Origin of the sequence: Sphingobacterium sp. G1-14, from assembly GCF_002196555.1 — a bacterium.
In the GTDB taxonomy this organism is placed as follows: domain Bacteria; phylum Bacteroidota; class Bacteroidia; order Sphingobacteriales; family Sphingobacteriaceae; genus Sphingobacterium; species Sphingobacterium siyangense.
On record NZ_CP021381.1, the window covers coordinates 1614433 to 1632924 of the forward strand.

The 18492-nt window shown below is 43.0% G+C and carries 11 protein-coding genes; all 11 read left to right on the top strand.

Going from position 1 to position 18492, the window contains the following annotated elements; genetic code table 11:
* Positions 1-81 precede the first annotated feature (81 nt).
* The 11 genes from CBM24_RS06790 to CBM24_RS06835 all read left to right on the top strand — a co-directional run bounded on the left by CBM24_RS06790 (position 82) and on the right by CBM24_RS06835 (position 18485).
* Positions 82-1308, top strand: coding sequence for a FecR family protein (locus tag CBM24_RS06790; RefSeq protein WP_088160629.1), 1227 nt, complete (start codon positions 82-84; stop codon positions 1306-1308).
* A 253-nt stretch (positions 1309-1561) separates the two neighbouring features.
* A complete protein-coding gene (locus tag CBM24_RS06795) occupies positions 1562-5065 on the top strand; it encodes a SusC/RagA family TonB-linked outer membrane protein (protein WP_157698395.1) in 3504 nt (1167 codons plus the stop codon).
* A gap of 17 nt (positions 5066-5082) precedes the next feature.
* On the top strand, positions 5083-6843 hold the full coding sequence (locus tag CBM24_RS06800; protein WP_232475706.1) for a RagB/SusD family nutrient uptake outer membrane protein: 1761 nt from the start codon (positions 5083-5085) through the stop codon (positions 6841-6843).
* A 27-nt stretch (positions 6844-6870) separates the two neighbouring features.
* Positions 6871-9513 (top strand): alpha-L-fucosidase, encoded by a 2643-nt coding sequence (locus CBM24_RS06805; protein ID WP_088160631.1) that lies wholly within the window; start codon positions 6871-6873, stop codon positions 9511-9513.
* A gap of 29 nt (positions 9514-9542) precedes the next feature.
* Complete coding sequence (locus tag CBM24_RS06810) at positions 9543-10508, top strand: SGNH/GDSL hydrolase family protein (protein WP_232475707.1); 966 nt, start codon at positions 9543-9545, stop codon at positions 10506-10508.
* A 53-nt stretch (positions 10509-10561) separates the two neighbouring features.
* Complete coding sequence (locus tag CBM24_RS06815; protein WP_088160632.1) at positions 10562-12403, top strand: alpha-L-fucosidase; 1842 nt, start codon at positions 10562-10564, stop codon at positions 12401-12403.
* A 108-nt stretch (positions 12404-12511) separates the two neighbouring features.
* Positions 12512-13795, top strand: a complete 1284-nt coding sequence (locus tag CBM24_RS06820) for a Gfo/Idh/MocA family protein (protein ID WP_088160633.1) — start codon at positions 12512-12514, stop codon at positions 13793-13795.
* A 365-nt stretch (positions 13796-14160) separates the two neighbouring features.
* Complete coding sequence (locus CBM24_RS06825; RefSeq protein WP_088160634.1) at positions 14161-14556, top strand: N-acetyltransferase; 396 nt, start codon at positions 14161-14163, stop codon at positions 14554-14556.
* Positions 14546-14692 carry a hypothetical protein gene (locus tag CBM24_RS27220; protein WP_157698396.1) on the top strand — a complete coding sequence of 49 codons (147 nt, stop codon included), beginning with the start codon at positions 14546-14548 and terminating at the stop codon, positions 14690-14692. Before CBM24_RS06825 ends, CBM24_RS27220 begins: the two co-directional genes overlap by 11 nt.
* 2 nt (positions 14693-14694) lie before the next feature.
* Positions 14695-15705, top strand: a complete 1011-nt coding sequence (locus CBM24_RS06830) for a LacI family DNA-binding transcriptional regulator (RefSeq protein WP_088160635.1) — start codon at positions 14695-14697, stop codon at positions 15703-15705.
* A gap of 194 nt (positions 15706-15899) precedes the next feature.
* Positions 15900-18485 (top strand): alpha-amylase family glycosyl hydrolase, encoded by a 2586-nt coding sequence (locus CBM24_RS06835; RefSeq protein ID WP_088160636.1) that lies wholly within the window; start codon positions 15900-15902, stop codon positions 18483-18485.
* Positions 18486-18492 lie beyond the last annotated feature (7 nt).

Genomic DNA, 18492 nt, shown 5'->3' on the forward strand with positions numbered 1-18492 from the left:
CTACATGCTGCAAATTATTTTTTTTTCCGGAGCAGACCTTTATGCTACGAAGTGTGTATTTACTATTAAAAATACAGCTCAGTGGAGACCAATAAATCTAAAATAGACCAATTACTTCAAAAATATAAAGAAGGGAACTGTTCGCTTGAGGAGATCGAATGGCTACAGCATGCGCTTTCTGCTACCGACATCGGGGATCAGGATGCCATCGATCAGGCTATAGTCGCTAGTTTGCTTCAGCCTTCTGCTGCAGGGAAAATGAGTGAATCCAGGCAAAAAATAGTGCTCGGAAATATCAAAAAGCAAATTCAGCAAGGCACAGAGGAGCGCGATAAACCTAAGTTTTCAATCGTTTGGCCCTATTGGGCTGCGGCGGCTTGCCTGTTGCTCTTTATTTTTACAATGCTATTATGGCAGCAACAGACCAGTCCTGTTCAGGCAGACATTAACCTCGTGAGGATGCAAGACACAACGGGTGTTGTTGTAAAGCCTGGTGGAAACAGTGCTACCCTTCGTTTAGCGAACGGCACACTTTTAGAACTCGATAAACAGGCATCGGGAATTGTGATGGGAGAAAGTATTACCTACGAAAATGGAAAGTCTATCGCTGCTGCGGCATTAGATAAACAGGGGATGGCGGCAGATCCAAGTAAGGTTGTATTGGAGTTAGCCACTCCGCTAGGGGGGATATACCAGGTTACTTTACCCGATGGCACAAAAGTATGGCTCAATGCGGGCTCTTCGCTAAAATATCCGATGAGCTTTGCCAAAAATGAACGAAGAGTTCGTTTGGAAGGCGAGGCCTTTTTTGAAGTGACGAAAGATAGCGCACGACCTTTCAAAGTGCTGAGTAAAGGACAGGAAATTGAGGTGCTCGGGACTGCCTTTAACGTCAATGCTTATCCCGATAATACAGCGATTAAAACGACTTTAGTCAATGGGAAGGTTAAATTATCGAACGATAAACGATATTCAGAAGCGATATACCTGCTGCCAGGCCAGCAATCGACCAATACCAATAACGGAAAAATACAGCTCGCAAATGTGGATACAGCACCCTTTACCGCTTGGAAAGAAGGTTTGTTTTATTTTGACGAAACACCGCTTTCGGATGCACTGCAGCAGATTGGTCGCTGGTATAATGTCGAAGTGAAGTATAAAGGCGAGGTACCGCAAACACATTTCTATGGTCGTATAAAACGAAGCAAGCCGCTCCGCGACGTACTTGACGTATTGGAAGAAGGTGGGTTGCGTTTTGAGCTGAGCAAAAGCGATGAAAAGAATATCCTATATGTTAGACCGTTGTAATTAAAACCCTAAATAAAGATGAAAAAAGAAATGATCATGGATTCCACTTAATCCGGAAAAGGGTATAAGCAAAACAAAAAGGGCAGTGCTGGGGGGCACTGCCTTGAATTGGATGCATATACTTACAAGTGTTGCCCAAAGGCAAATTTTTGATAACCATTTATAAATAACATACAAACCGTACAAACATATGATTTTTTATCCATTTGTTAGGCTACACCCGTGGAGTTTAACTTTACGAAGTATACTGATTATGAAATTGATCGTACTCATTTCTTTACTGACCGCGATGCAGCTGTTTGCAGAGGGAAATGCGCAGACCATAAACTTAACCGCAAAGCATGTTACCTTAAATCAGGTGATGCGCGATATCCAAAAACAGAGTGGTGTTAATTTTTTCTTAACCGGCAAGTCATTGGCTCAGGCACGTTTGTCAGTCAATATACAGCATGCCAAATTGGAAGATGCATTAAATGCTATCGTAGCACCTTTGGATCTGGAGTGGATCAAAAAAGATGAGGTGATCGTGATAAAACCCAAGAGAAATCTGCCAAATACCGAACGCAAAGAAGTCCAGCAGCGGAGCATTGCTGGTAAAGTCGTTAATGGCAAAGGACAAGCCCTGGTAGGAACCACCATTACAGTGAAGGGAGCTAATATTTCTACGGTCACGGACCAGGATGGCAGGTTTACAATTCAGTTACCGGCGGCAAATGGCACTTTGGTATTTTCAAACATAGGCTATCAACGTTTGGAAAAAAGTGTCACTGGAAATGATGAATTAACCATTGTACTTCAGGAGGAGGTAAGTGGTCTGGATGAGGTGGTCGTCGTAGGGTATGGAAGCCAGAAACGCGCAAATGTAATTGGTGCCGTATCAACCGTGAACGGCAGTTCGGTAGAGAATAGGTCAACCTCCACACTTAGCTCTTCATTGGCTGGACTCGCGGCGGGCGTTAACGTACAGGCCGCAACCGGAAAACCAGGTGCAGACGGTGCTAGTATACTGATTCGTGGAAAAGGAACTTTAAACAATACGTCTCCCTTGGTTGTGATCGATGGTATTGTCGGATCTATGGATGCCGTTAATCCCAATGATGTGGAGTCAATTTCGATTTTAAAAGATGCGGCAACAGCAGCGATCTATGGATCCTTGGGGTCGAATGGCGTTATCTTAATTACGACAAAAAAGGGAGCCAAGGGAAAAAATAATGTGTCTTATACGGGCATGGTTTCGCTGTTGCGCCCCAATAATGTACCCGAATTTATTACCGATTACGCACAACATATGCGCCTTGTTAATGAAGGCTTCAAAAATTTAGGGCAAGCGGCTGTTTATACCGATGCAACAATCAACCTCTGGGAAGAAGCGAAGAAAAATCCAACAGGGTTAACAGAATTTGGTATTCCCAATGAAGTCGCTTATCCAAATACCAATTGGGGCGATGTGCTTTTTGGACAACGCAAACTTTTACAAAATCACAATCTTTCTCTAAATGGTGGCAGTGAGCAAACGCAATACCTCTTTTCAGTGGGCTATTTCAACAATCCGGGGACGATGCCCGAAACTGGAGCAGACAAGATACGTCTGCGTATTAACTTACAGTCTAAAGTTGCCAAGTTTTTAACTGTGGGTACCCAGACCTTTGGCGATATGCAGAATTTGAGTGTCGCCGATGTGGTCACAGCATATTCTTACCTGACCCAAACCGTGCCAGGAGTTTATCCTTTCTACAACGGGGTCTATGGTTTCCCGGCTGCGGCCGAAGAATCGGCTACTGCAAACAATGCCCTGGCTTTTCTAAATGGGATGGGTGGAAAGAACCAGGTCAATCGATTCAATACCACAATATTTGCGAAGTTAAATCTCATGAAAGGCTTGGAGTTTGAATCCAGGGTAAATTATAACCATGCCTATACCGAAACGAATTCGCATCAGGTGCCTTATGAGAAATGGAATTTTGCAACCAACAAATTAAGTACTGCGGCGCTGTCTGCGGGACAAATAACCACCCAGTATGGGTTAACCAAGAGCTACAATGTGATCGTTGATAATGTATTGCGTTATTCAGGATCTTTTGGTAAACACGATGTGGGCGGCATCTTGGGGTATAATGAACAGTATTTTAACCAATATAATATCGGAGCGGCCAAACTTGGGCTTGTGCATCCAGACCTGACAACATTTAATTCGGCGACGACAATGAGTTCCATTACCGGTGATGAGCTTGACTACGGTTTGCGGTCCTTTTTTGGTCGTGCAAATTATGCTTACGCTAATAAATACCTTGCGGAAGCGGTGGTACGGTACGATGGATCATCTCGATTTGGAACCGCCAAACGCTGGGGGCTCTTTCCGGCATTCTCTGCGGGATGGCGTATTTCGGAAGAATCTTTTATGAGTCCACTCAAAGCTTTTGTGAATGACTTGCGAATAAGGGCCTCGTGGGGGAAAACCGGAAATAATGCCTCTCCGGGTAATTACGATCATCTTCCCTCGTATGGTACGGTAAACTATTCATTCAATAATCAGGCTGTTCGTGGTTTGGCACAGACTAAACTAGGAAACGATCTTTTACACTGGGAAACGACCACAACAACAAATGTAGGTTTTACAGCCACGGCATTGAAAAATAAATTAACGGTCGAATTTGATGCCTACCGTGCTTATACCGATGGAATCTTATATGTTCCGACCATTCCGGCGACAACTGGAACTGCTACTGCAGCAACCATGAATATTGCCGAAGTTAGCAAGCGGGGGATTGAATTGACGCTGGGATACCAAAATAAAATCAACGGTTTTAACTATGGAATTTCGGCCAACTTTGCCTACAATACCAATCGGGTGGAAAAATATAAAGGAGCATTGTCGGAGGGCTATGTAACGGATGCGGCGGGTAATCGTGTTTACCAGTCCAATATCGGTATGGTTTCCAACGGTGTCAACCAGCGTATTTTAGAAGGGCACGAAATCAATGAATTTTACTTGTACAATGTATACCGAGGTTCGGGAAGCCATTTTTTAGCGGATGGTTCTGTCGATAAAAATGGAGGGCCACGCGACGGTATGATCCGGACGGAACAGGATATGGAATGGTTGAAGGCTATGGTCGCTGCTGGCTATTCATTTCAGCCTGCCGATGGCATAGACCCTACCAAGATATGGTATGGTGACTTGATCTATTCGGATATGAACGATGATGGTATCTACGGGAACGTCTATGATCAAAAGTTTATGGGCAAAAGAGAAACTCCAGCATTCAATTACGGCCTCAGTATCAATATGGCCTATAAAGGATTTGATGCATCCATGATTTGGTCCGCTTCTTCAGGTATGTCGTATTACTGGAATGAACTCTATCTCAATTCATCCATCGTTGCGCAGGGAAAATCGGTACCGGCATTGGTCGCAAATGACCATTACTATTATAATGCCGCAAATCCTTCCGATCCCAACAACCGGATAGCTGGTTATTATCCACGCTTAAAAGGAGTGACAGATGCACAGAATGGACGTACCAGTGATTATTATTTGTATAACGCTTCTTTTGTGAAACTACGTAACCTACAATTGGGTTATTCGCTTCCAGAAAGCTTGGCAAACCGTCTATCAATTGCAAAATTACGGATCTATTTAGCGGGTGAAAACTTGCTGACATTTACGAAATATCCTGGTTTAGATCCTGAGATAGGTTCAACAACAAATTACCCTTCAATGCGGCAATATTCACTGGGTTTGAATCTTACCTTTTAATTCGAATGACAATGAAAATGATGAAAAAAATAATAGCAATTGTATTGCTAACAAGTATATTGGGTTGCAAAAAAGATCTTTTGGATACCTCCCCATATTCATCGGTCTCCACCGCAACGATGTGGACAACCGACAATTTAACTGATTTAGGGATTGCGGGGATCTATAGTTCCTTTCGACTCTTAATGGGGCATAGCGGACTGATCTCACCTTATGAACTTTATCAGTTTGACCGTTTCTCCTATACTGGGCAGGCACGTTTTGATGAACCCTTATTGACAGGTACCATCACCGCCGGCGATCCATTATTTGTGAATGTTTGGAAGATTCAATATGAAGGTATTCAACGAGCAAACGATGCCTTAAAGAATATTCCCCTAAAGTCACCTTCTACAGCAGAAAAGAAAGCGAAATATATTGCGGAAGCTAAATTTCTACGTGCTTACTTTTATTTTCGGCTCAATCAGCTTTACAAAGGGGTACCCATCTACCTTGAGCCGTTTACTGCAGCCGAAGCCGTCAAAGGACGTAGTTCGGAAGATGATGTCTGGAATCAAATCCTAGCTGATTTGAACGATTGTATCGCAGAAACTAATTTTCCTGATCGTTATCCTGCGGGGAATGCGAATTATGGCCATGCAACAAAGGCGGCAGCTTATGCCTTACGGGGTAAAGTTTATCTTTATCGAAAAGATTGGACAAAAGCTTCGGCAGATTTTCAAAAAGTAAAAGATGCTGGCCACTCACTCTTCGGAGATTATAAAGCTTTGTTTAAAGAAGCTAATGAACAGTGTCCTGAGATGATTTTTTCTATTCAGCATCGGAGTGAATCAGGCTATGGAAATAATATGCAATTGTTTTGTGGTTGGCCCTCGGTCTATTCGCGTGGCTGGAATTATTACATGCCTTCACCACATTTGGTCGATCTCTATGAAAATAACGATGGTTCTAAGTTTGAATGGGATAAAATTATTCCAGGATACAGCAGTCTAACCGAAAATGAAAGGGAGGTGTTTTTTCTGCGCAACAATCTCACGGAGGCCGAGAAAGCTGCTGCAACGTTGAGAGGTGCAAAGATGAGTCTTTACCTACCGCAAGGCAATGAGGAGCGTATAAAAAAAGCCTATGAAAATCGTGATCCCCGTTTGCAGGCCAATGTCGTGACGCCTTATTCGACTTTTAGGGGTGCCTATAATTTTACGAATGTTGAAAGTCTTCAATTTATGCGCTGGCCATTTCGCGGGCAGGCACAGGTAGACGGCGATATTCAGAGCGATACACAGATCAATTTCTTCTATTTCTATCGAAAATTTGTCGCTGAAGGAGTCAATGAGATTGTGGATCGCAATTATGGTCCTATCGATTTTCCGATTTTCCGCTATGCTGATATTTTATTGATGTGGGCCGAGGCCTTGAATGAAGAGGGCAAACTAAATGAAGCTATAGCAAAAGTTAACGAAGTTCGTCAGCGTGCAGGTGTAGCACTTTTAAATGCTAATGCTTCAACTGCCGTCGGTGGGAAGGAAGACTTACGCCTGCGTATTCGTAATGAACGTCGGGTTGAGTTCCCGAATGAGGGAATCAATTACTTTGACGAATTGCGCTGGGGAACCTGGAAAGAGAAGGTGTTTCAAGCAGGCAATGGACGTAAGCAGGTTTGGGGGACAAATGTTGGGAATTATAGCTATAAGGGTGACTTTTTGAACGTATGGCCTATCCCGACCTCAGAAATACAGATGAACGTAAACCTGGTGCAGAACCCAGGTTGGATCGATTAGTTTTATGGATATAAAATGAACCTAAACATGATTTTTTTTAGATATAGCCTATACTTTATTTATTTTTTGAGCCTTTTTCATCCTTTTTTTCTACGTGCGGATACAAGCGATATGGTAAAAAAAGGATTTGATTTGGCTCAGCGACAGTACGCTTTGTTGTATAAAGATCATAGCGATCTGCGTAAGTATCCACGATCGGCAGATCCCAAGGGGAAAACAACTTTTACTGATATCCGGGACTGGACGGGTGGTTTTTGGCCAGGCTGCCTTTGGTATGTCTTTGAGTATACCGGCGAGGATCAGTGGCGGGACGCTGCACTAAAATGGACGAATTCATTACGCCAAAATCAATATAATACGCAGCACCATGATATTGGTTTCGTGATGAACTGTAGTTATGGAAATGCCTATCGGTTAACTGGTGATACTACATTCAAATCAATTTTAATCCAGAGCGCCAAATCGCTATTGACACGTTTCAATCCGAAGGTTGGTGCAATTAAGTCTTGGGATACCTTTTCCTCTTGGGATGGTAAACATACGTATGAATTCCCTGTCATTATCGACAACATGATGAATTTGGAACTTCTTTTTTTAGCTTCCAAATTATCTGGGGATTCTGTTTATCGTAATGCCGCTATTCGACACGCCGAAACGACGCTGAAAAATCAATATCGCGCAGATTACAGTTCTTATCATGTGGTTACCTATGACCCCAATACCGGTGCTGTATTGAGCCGGGAAACGGCACAGGGTTTTTCGGACAATTCAGCTTGGGCTAGAGGGCAAGCCTGGGGATTGTATGGGTTTGTCGTGATGTACCGTGAAACGAAGGACCCTAAGTTTTTACAGGCTGCGCTAAAAATGGCTGAGTTTTATATAAAGCATCCGCGCCTGCCTCAAGATAAGGTGCCACAATGGGACTTCGATGTAAATCAAGCTGGATTTGCCCCAAACTGGAATTATCGTAAAGCAGATTTTGAGACTATTCCACGGGATGCATCGGCAGCGGCGGTCACTGCTTCGGCATTGTTGGAGTTGGTTGACTACATGGGAACTGGACAACAGCAGGAATATTTGGATGTCGCCGAAACGATCTTGCGTTCATTGGGGTCACCGCAGTACTCCAGTGAAGTCGGAGCAAATGGTTTGTTTGTGCTGAAGCATAGTGTGGGCAGTATTCCGCATAAAGGGGAGATTGACGTCCCCTTAGTCTATGCAGATTATTATTATTTAGAAGCATTGACGCGCTGGAATAAGCGAAACTATCAGCTTACGCAATTAATGAACGAATGGCAGGAGATGAATAGACAGAAGGCAAAGGCATTAAAAGATTTTCAGCAGCAGAAATTTGGTCTATTTATCCATTGGGGATTGTATGCTATTCCGGCAGGGGTGTGGAATGGGCAAAAAATGGAAGATTTGGGTAGTCCGAGTGTTGCTGAATGGATTCAACTGGTTGCAAAAATTCCACGGTCTACCTATGCCAAATTAGCGGATCAATTCTCCCCGCAATCTTTCAATGCCGATAGAATAGTTAAAATGGCCAAGGATGCAGGGATGAAGTATCTTGTTGTGACGAGTAAACATCACGACGGATTTGCCCTATATGGTTCAACGGTTAGTTCCTTCAATAGCAAGCAGGCTACGCCCTTTAAACGCGATATCATTCAGGAACTTTATGATGCTTGTCTTCGGTATAAACTCGATTTTGGTATCTATTATTCACAGAATATCGACTGGCGGGATGGTAGCGACGCGCAATATGTGGTAACGAAGGCACAGCATGATCTTGTTCATGCCAAAACCGATGCTTTTGGTGCCAATCTTTGGGATCCCAGTGAAAATTCTTTCGCTTCGTATCTAAACAAAAAAGCAATTCCTCAGGTAAAGGAAATTTTGATGCGGTTTAAACAGCTAAAATATATCTGGTTTGATATGCCGGGACTGATGACTGCAGAACAGAGCTTTCGATTCTATAAAACCGTGTATGATTGTAATCCACGTGTTATTGTCTCCGAGCGAATTGGCAATGGTATGGGCGATTATGCCATTCCTGGAGATAATCGGATTCCTGACTCTTCTGAGCGTTTTACCAGACCTTGGGAAGCCATTGGAACATTCAACCATTCCTGGGGCTATAAATCTTATGACCACGACTGGAAAAATGTGGATGAATTAAGGTATTGGCTCCTTGAAATTGTCAGTAAAGGAGGAAATTATATGCTTAATATTGGACCAGATGCACAAGGAAATGTAGCTACACCTGTAAAGAAAAATCTTGCTATCTTAGGGAAATGGTTGCGGCGCAATGCCGAAGCGGTTTATGGGACATCGCCCTGGACCATTGCGCATGAGGGACCAACAACAGTTCGGATAACAGATACCGAGCAACGGGAAAGGGAAGGATTTAAAGTATCATTTACAGCCTTGGATTTTTGGTTTACACAGAAGAATGATTTTGTATATGCGATGGCTCTTGTAGTACCCAAAGATGGAATCGTCAACATACAGTCCCTGAACCAAAATAAGGCTAAAGTGAAATCAGTGGAAATTTTAGGGGTTGGTCGGATCGATTTCCATCAGGATAACCATGGATTGCAATTGAAATTACCCAAGAAGATACAAAACAGCAGCTTGGGCTATGCGCTAAAAATAAAACTAAGCTAATCCAACTATTAGCTTTATCAATTATAACGATGTTGAATCTATTATTAAATACAAAAAAAATGCGCTTTTTGTCATTATTGCTGTGCTTAAGTTTATGGTATTTGCAAGCGGTTGGGCAGAAAAAAGCTGATAGTTTTGGCTGGAGCGATGGACAAAAAGTACTTTTTTTAGGCAATAGTATTACTTACGCGGGGCAATATGTCGCCATGACCGAGAGCCTATTTCTGAGCAGTCACCCGAAAAGGAAACCTCAGTTTATTAATTCGGGGTTACCAAGTGAGACCGTTTCTGGACTCAGTGAACCGAATCATGCCGATGGAAAATTTCCACGCCCCTGTCTATTTGATCGACTGGACAATGTGCTTGATAAAATCAAACCTGAAGTGGTTTTCGTCTGTTATGGCATGAATGACGGCATTTATCTCCCTTTTGATGCTATCCGTTTTGAAGCCTATAAAAATGGAATTATCCGTCTGCACAAACGTTTGGTCGATCAGGGCGTCAAACGCATCCTATGGATGACACCTCCAGTACATGATGATCCGCAGCTTCGGCTCAATGGCTACAATAAAGTATTAGATCGCTATGCCGAATGGCTTATCGACTATGCCAAAATGCAGTCCTGGGAAGTCATAGATCTGCATTTTCCCATGCGTCGCTACTTGGACGCTAAGATCGAGAAAGACGCTCAGTTTAAACTGGCCGCAGATGGGGTGCACCCCGGAGAGTTGGGGCATTGGCTAATGGCTAAGGAAATAGTACAGCACCTGATGCCTGATTTCCCGATTGAAAGCGCATGGGATGACAATTTGCGCAGTCAACCAAAACTTCGCCAGTTATATACGCTTGTTTTGAAAAGGCAGACGATGATGAAAGACGCATGGCTCACCTATACAGGTCATAAACGACCTGGACTATCCAAGGGAATTCCAGTAGAAGATGCAAGCAAAGCATATGCTGTTATTCAGGATGAAATTAAAGCGTTGGGTTTCTGATCGGCGATAGCTTGCAATCCGAATAAATGAACTTTTATGTATAAATCTATATCATGATGAAAATCAATTTTTTTAAATGGAAGTGTGCAGCAGCTGTGGGAATGTTGCTGTGTATGACCGATGTTGCTATTTCACAGACCAAATCGCCACCGTATGAAGGTGTTGCAGGTTGGCAGGAGACGCAAGATAAACGTATGGAATGGTTTAAAGAGGCCCGTTTTGGGTTATTTATCCATTGGGGATTGTACAGTGCTGCAGGTGGTTCTTTTGAAGGGAAACAATATCCACAACATTATGCCGAATGGATACAAACCTGGGGGAAAATTCCCAGTAAGCAGTATGCCGAAGTACTGAAACCAAAATTTACTTTAGGTTCTTTTGACCCAAAGTCCTGGGCACGCCTTGCGAAAAAAACGGGAATGAAGTATATGGTACTGACCTCCCGACACCACGAAGGCTTTAGCCTGTTCAATAGCCAGCAACCTTATGCTTTGAAAAATGATGTTACGGGTACGGCAAATTTATCGCCGAAAGGAAGAGATCTTTACCGCGAAATTATGGATGCTTTCCGTCAGGAGGGAATGAAAGTAGGAGCTTATTATTCGCTCTTGGATTGGCAGCATCCCGATTCTTATGAAGCTTTTCAGCTGAACCCGAATGTGAATAAGCATCAGCCAGATCATGAACGTTACAAAGCCTATCTCTACGGGCAAATCAAGGAACTTGCACAAAACTATGGGCGGCTGGACGTGCTGTGGCCCGATTTCAGCAGTAAACAGCATGAGGGGGAAGCCTGGGGGACAAAGCATATTTTGACAGACCTGATCAAATGGCAGCCTAATATTATTATCAATAATCGATTTTGGAACGGACTCGAAAATAAGAACGGTGATATCGGAACTCCCGAAAAATATATTCCACCAACAGGTTTGCCGGGTATGTACTGGGAGGTAAGCCATACCATGAATGAAAGTTATGGGTATAGCGCCCATGACCAAAATTGGAAAAGCTTTCCCAAGATCATGCAATTATTTGTGGAAACGGTGAGTAAAGGGGGAAATTTCCTGTTAAATGTCGGACCCGATGGTGACGGAGCCATTCCTGAACCTGCGGTGCGGATTATGGAGCAAATCGGGGAATGGATGAAGGTCAATGGCGAATCTATTTACGGTACCACCGCGAGTCCTTTCCAAGCCTTGGATTGGGGGTATTGTACCCAAAAAAATGGGAAGCTGTATCTGCATGTTTTTGATCGTCCGGCCGATGGAAAAATAAATCTGCCCATCAAAAATAAAGTGACGGCTGTCTACGCCCTAGCTTCACCTAAAATGAACTTAAAATCCACTTTAGAAAACGGAAGACCAGCAATTCCTGTCGATATCTTCGACAATAAGAAAGGACCGAAGGTTATTGTGGTCGAAATCCAGGGAAAGCCAATTGTTGAGGAAAGCCTGACCCAAACACAGGCAGATGGACGTATCGTGATGAACGCAAATAATGCAAAATTACAGGAAGGAAAGGGATTAAAAATTATTGGTGCACATACCCATGATCCAAACCGCCCGAACGCCATTGGTCAATGGAAAGACCTTGCGGATAAAGTTTTTTGGGATATCAAAATTCAAAAACCAGGGAAGTATCGTGTGCTCGTCAATTATCTGGCGAATAGCAAGCAGCACGGAAAAATTGTACTCTCGATACTCGGGCAGCAGATCCAGTGGACATTCGTAGCTGAAAAAGAAGCTAAATTTAAGGAAGTGGCTATGGGGATCATTGAGGTATCCCAGCAAGTAATTGGTGAGCCCAGTGCCAAGGTGATTTTGCAGGCTACAGCCATCGAAGGCGATACTTTGCCAGAGATTGCTTCGATTACTTTGGTTCCTATACAAGAATAAACTATCTTTAAGAAAACCTGAACAAATCATCCATACATAAACCATTTTGCCGCCAAGAAACGGATAAATACGTATAAGGCAAGCAGAAAAATAAACTATCCATAAAGAATGAAAAGAAGAGAATTTATAGCCAAGGGAATTGTGTCCTCTTTGGCTTTTACAATTGTTCCGCGCGTTGTGTTGGGAGGCAATGGATTTCTTGCCCCAAGTGATCGAATCAATCTTGGGTTTATTGGTGTCGGAAAACAATCCTATACCTTGATGAATGGCCTCAATCGCTGCAAGGAAATCGCAAGTCTGGCTGCCTGCGATGTAGACCGTAATAAGTTGGCCGCATTTATTGCTGCGACAACGAAAAAACAAACGGAATTGTCAAAAGCACAGACCGAGATCAAGGCCTATCATCATTATCGGGAACTATTGGATCGGAAAGATATTGATGCTGTTGTCATTGCTACACCCGATCATTGGCATGCGCAGATTGCAGTTGATGCCGCTAAAGCTGGCAAAGATATTTATTGTGAGAAACCCCTTGCATTGACCATTGCCGAAGGTCGTGCCATGGTCGATGCAACCCGAAAATATAAACGTGTATTTCAGACGGGCAGCATGCAGCGTTCTTCCTATAATTTTAGACAGGCAGCAGAACTGGTTCTCAATGGCTATATCGGCAAAATCAAGGAAATCAATGTTTCTGTGGGCGAACCGGTCAAACAATGTGACCTTCCCTCTATGCCAGCCCCCGATTATCTCGATTGGGATATGTGGGTAGGACCTTCACCATATCGGGGTTATAATCCGATATTAAGCCCACCTTTGGAAGATGATAAATGGGCCTGGTGGCGCGGTTACCGCGATTTTGGTGGCGGTTACATCACCGATTGGGGTGCACATATGTTTGACATCGTACAATGGGCCTTGGGTATGGATGAATCGGGCCCTGTTCAGTTTAATCCACCCAAGGAGGCCAACAGCAATAGCGGGCTCTCGTTTAGCTATGCTAATGGCGTTCGGGTAAACCATGTGCAGTGGGGAGTACATAATGCGATCCAATTTATTGGTGCAAAAGGTAAGATTGAAGTAAGCCGCGAATTTATCCGCTCGAATCCAGAAAATCTGGCGAATCTTAAACTGACTTCTTCTGATCGTCGTTTGTATTATAGTGATAATCACTATCAGGACTGGGTTGATGCGATCAAAAAAAGAAGTAAGCCTATCTGTGATGTTGAAATAGGTCACCGGACGAGCTCAGTGTGCAATGCCATCAATATTGCGTATGAACTTCAAAAGGATTTAAAATGGAATCCACAAAAAGAACAGTTCGACAATGACTATGCTAATCTCATGCGCAGTCGCCCTTATCGCGGGGAATGGGATTTTAGAAAGTTCTAGTCTTTAAGACAAGTTTTCGATACAGACCTGACAAGATTTTTTTGTCAGGTCTGTATGTTTATTGATCAATAAATCCACAACAATTTAGTGCCGAAGAATCTTATTTTCGACAATAACTAGTGATAGAAATCGAATTGCCTACTTGACAAGTTTGAACTCCTATTTTCTTATGGTCACCTTCGCTATTTACTCGTTTTATAAACGGATCTTACTCGGAGTTTAGTCGGTATTTATTCGCTAACAACCGAAGAAGTACCGAACAAGCACCGAGCAAGTACCGAAGAAGCACCGAACAAGCATCGAACAAAGTTATAACTAAGCCCGAAAAAGGTATCAAGTAAAACTAATTTTTTGACAGGCCGAAATTGGCATTCGAAGTTGCTACGAATCAGTCCTATTTAATCGAAATTACTCCTGTTGTGACAAGTGATTTCAAAAACTTACCCGCAGGTAGGTATTTCTTCAATTGGGATGAAGAAGCTACTTTTGAAATATTCAAATTGACGATTAAAGGGAAAGACGATATATTGGGCTTGATTTCATTTGAAAGAATTTCAAAGGAGATGCGAATCCATGTGAGGTTATTAACCGCATCAGTAGAAAATGTAGGGGCAGCTAAAATAGACGACTCCTTACGACCCAAAACCCAGATCGCACAGCATTATATCGACAAATATAAAATAAATATTACCGGAATGACACGTAGTTTAGAGATTCCGGAGATTTTTGAGTTGATTGAATTTTATGACCATGATAACTAAAAAAGCAAAGCTCTTGGATACGGTCGAATATGGTATGAGTCGAGAAGAACTTGAAAAGAAAATTTGCTATTCTGGACAGATAATTGCTTTATTTGTATCCAACAATTATTACATTCGAACAGCAAAGGGAATCTAGATATGTCGCAATTAACAATAGTAGATCTGGCCAAAAAACTCGGCTTGTCAAAATCGACCGTTTCCCGTGCATTTCGGGATAACGTGGACATTAATCCAGCGACAAAAGCTCGGATTTTGGCTATGGCCGAAGAAATCGGTTTTTCGCCAAATGTTTATGCGAGTAGTCTAAAGGCAAATAAAAGTCTGACCATTGCGATTATTATTCCCGAATTTGGCAATAAGTTTTTCTCGCAAGCCATCAAAGGAATTGAGGCTGTGGCGCGCTCCAAGGGTTATCATACCTTAATTTATGTGACGGATCATCAGGTGCAAAATGAAGCCTCAATCGTACGTTCACTGGCCAATGGACGAGTGGATGGCGTTATCATTTCGGCTTCGGGTGAGGGTAAAGACCATTCGCATTTACAACTTTTGGCAGAGCGCGGTATTCCGGTCATGTTTTTTGACCGTGCATACGACGATTGGAAGGGGGGGTATATTACGGGTAATGACTTCGATTCGGCTTACCTGGCAACCAAACACCTGATCGATAATGCCTGTAAGCGGATCGCTTATCTTGCAATCAATCCGAATGTTTCCATCGGAAAGGTGCGTAAAGATGGTTACGAAAAGGCCTTGCAGGAAGTGGGGATCCCGATTAGACCGGAGCTTATTTTGGATACGGTGAATGATGCCGATCAGAATATGAAAGATATTGCCGACCTGATCGAACAGGAGAAACCCGATGCCATATTTGCCTCGGTAGAACGTCTTGCTATTTCGAGTATACGGGTGGCCAAACAGCTCGAAATTCGTATTCCGGAAGATCTTAAAATCATTTGTTTTTCTTGTTTGGATATTGCCGATCTGATTGACCCGGCGCTGAGCGTAGTGAAACAACCAGCCTATGAAATGGGGCAATTAGTAACAAAATACCTATTGGATAAGATGGAAGACCCCGAAAATACTAAGTTTGCTAATTCGGTTTACCTTGATTCCCAGCTTATTTTTCAAAAATCTAGCCTGAAATAAGAAAAAAAATATTTGTTTTTTGTAATCCCATTATTTAGCTTTGAATACTTTCGGGAACATTCCCGAAAGTATTTAAATAATCAATTTGTATAAAATATTGGATAGGGGAATCCAGCAATCGCCATAAGCGATTTCTTTTTACCTTGATTTCGGGAACGTTCCCAATTTCAGATTCCAAGTAAAGCTAATTATCGATGGGGAAGCATATCTCTCGTTTAATAGGGTATCTCTGGGTGATTGTCCTATTATCATCATGTGCAAATAAGAAAGATATCGTGGATGTCGAGCAACCTCCTGTTATAGAACAGCAGGGATCTGGTTTGCTCAATCTTTCCGACCCATTTATCTACTGGGATCAGGAAATTACTATTCAATTTGATTTTTCGAAAGGAAATGCGGCTTTAAAAGGAAGCACTACCGACCTGTACCTACACGCCGGATTGATTCCTGTCAATGGGGGCAGCTGGCAACATGTAGCAACAGATTGGTCTAAAAATGATAATGCCTATAAACTTAAATTTGTTTCTGCTGGTTTATATTCATTCACATTTACCCCCTCCAAATTTTTTAACCTGACTAATGGCGGAGAATTTGGTCAGATGGCACTTTTAGTCCGCAATGGTGATGGGTCGCTGGTCCAACGAAACAAAAATAATTCAGATCTATTTCTTCCTCTTGTAACGAGCAATACACAGGCCATTCGTTTTGTTTCGCCTACGCTGCAACCCACAGATCCAATTACCCTGGAACAGATGTACACCGTTGGGGATAATCTGAAGCTAAAAGTACAGGCAACGCAGTCCGGGAAAATCAGTATCTGGGATAATGGTTTATTGCTTGCTGAATCTTCTGCGGTACCGTCATTAGAAAAATCGCTCAGCCTACAGAGCAATGGCCTGCACGAGCTTGAAGCACGTCTTGAGGCTGGGGGCAAAATATATTTCAGTAAAGCACAGTTATTTGTGCAATCAAAACCTACCATCGCCGCACTCCCGATCGGCATCAATCCAAACGGAACAACGATAAACAGGGAAAAAGGGGAGGTCAGTTTTGCGCTCACAGCGCCATTAAAAACGAGTGTGTATGTCTTGGGCGATTTTAATAACTATAAAGCGTTACCAGCCTATGCGATGAGCCAGACACCAGATGGCAAAACCTGGTGGGTTACCGTATCGAATCTGGATTTCTCTAAAAAACAGACTTATCAGTTTTTGGTGGACGGTCAGCTGAATATCGCCGACCCCTATGCTGAGCTGATTCTTGATCCGCAAAACGACGCGGCACTCGGACTGACCGCGGCGGCTGTACCCACTTATCCCGCTGCTGCGCAGGGAGTAGTTGGTGTATTGGATCTTCCAGCCAAGTCTTACTCATGGAAAACCACGCTATTTAATAAGCCAGCTCAAGGTGATTTAGTTATTTACGAACTCTTGGTCCGTGATTTTATCAAACAACATCAATATACCACATTGAAAGACTCTTTGCCTTATTTAAAACGGCTGGGTGTAAATGCGGTCGAGCTTATGCCTGTACAGGAATCGGAGGGGAATTCGACCTGGGGTTATAATCCTTCTTTCCACCGCGCTTTGGATAAATATTATGGTTTGAAAAATGACTTGAAAGCCTACATAGACGCTTGTCATGAAAATGGTATTGCCGTGATTTTGGATGTTGTTTTTAATCATGCTTTTGGTCAATCCCCGCTAGTACAGCTTTATTTTGAGCAGGGCAACGTAGCTGGCAATAGCCCTTGGTTCAATACGGTTGCCAAGCATCCGTTCAATGTTGGCTTTGACTTTAACCACGAAAGTAGTTACACACAGACTTTTGTTAAGGATGTATTGACCTATTGGATGCGGGAGTACAAGATTGATGGGTTTCGATTTGACTTGTCTAAAGGGTTTACACAGAAAAATTCGGGTACTTCAGAAAGTGATTTAAGTGCATGGAATGCTTACGATGCGTCACGTGTGGCTATCTTGAAGCAATACCAGCAGCATATTCGCAGCATCGATCCCTCGTGTTATATTATTCTCGAACATCTTGGCGGAGATCAGGAAGAGGCCGAACTTGCACAATCGGGGATGTTGCTATGGAACAACATGAATGCGGTCTTCAATGAGGCCGCAATGGGCTGGAATGCCAACAACGGCTCGGATTTAGGCAGATTATTCCCTTCGAGCCATGGCATGACACAACCTTCGTTTGTGTCTTATATGGAAAGTCATGACGAACAGCGGCTGCTGTTCAAATGCCTGAATTACGGCAATTCGTCAGGTAGTTATAACATCAAGAACCTCAGCACGGCATTAAAACGTATGGAACAGGCCGCCGTGTTTTTATTGGCTTCGCCCGGGCCTAAGATGATCTGGCAGTTTGGTGAATACGGCTATGATGTATCTATCGATGAAAATGGACGCACAGGCGAAAAACCATTGTTGTGGAGTTATCTACAACAAGATGATCGCAAAAAACTCTTTGAGACCTACGCCAAACTCACGCGTTTCAAAACCAAAAATAGCATTTTCCAAAACGGGACGATTATGACATCGGCTATGAAAGATGCCGTTAAATATTTTGTTCTCGAAAAGGAGGGACAACAAGTAGGGGTACTTGGCAATTTTGGTGTAGAAAGTGTGGACTTTGCCTTGCCAGCAGCGTTGCAGGGGCAGTGGGTCGATAATTTTACAGGAAAAGAGCTCAATTGGTCTGGCCAGTCAAAATTGAGTCTCCTACCCGGGCAGTACCAATTGATAAGCAAAACAAAACTAAATAAATAAACAGTTA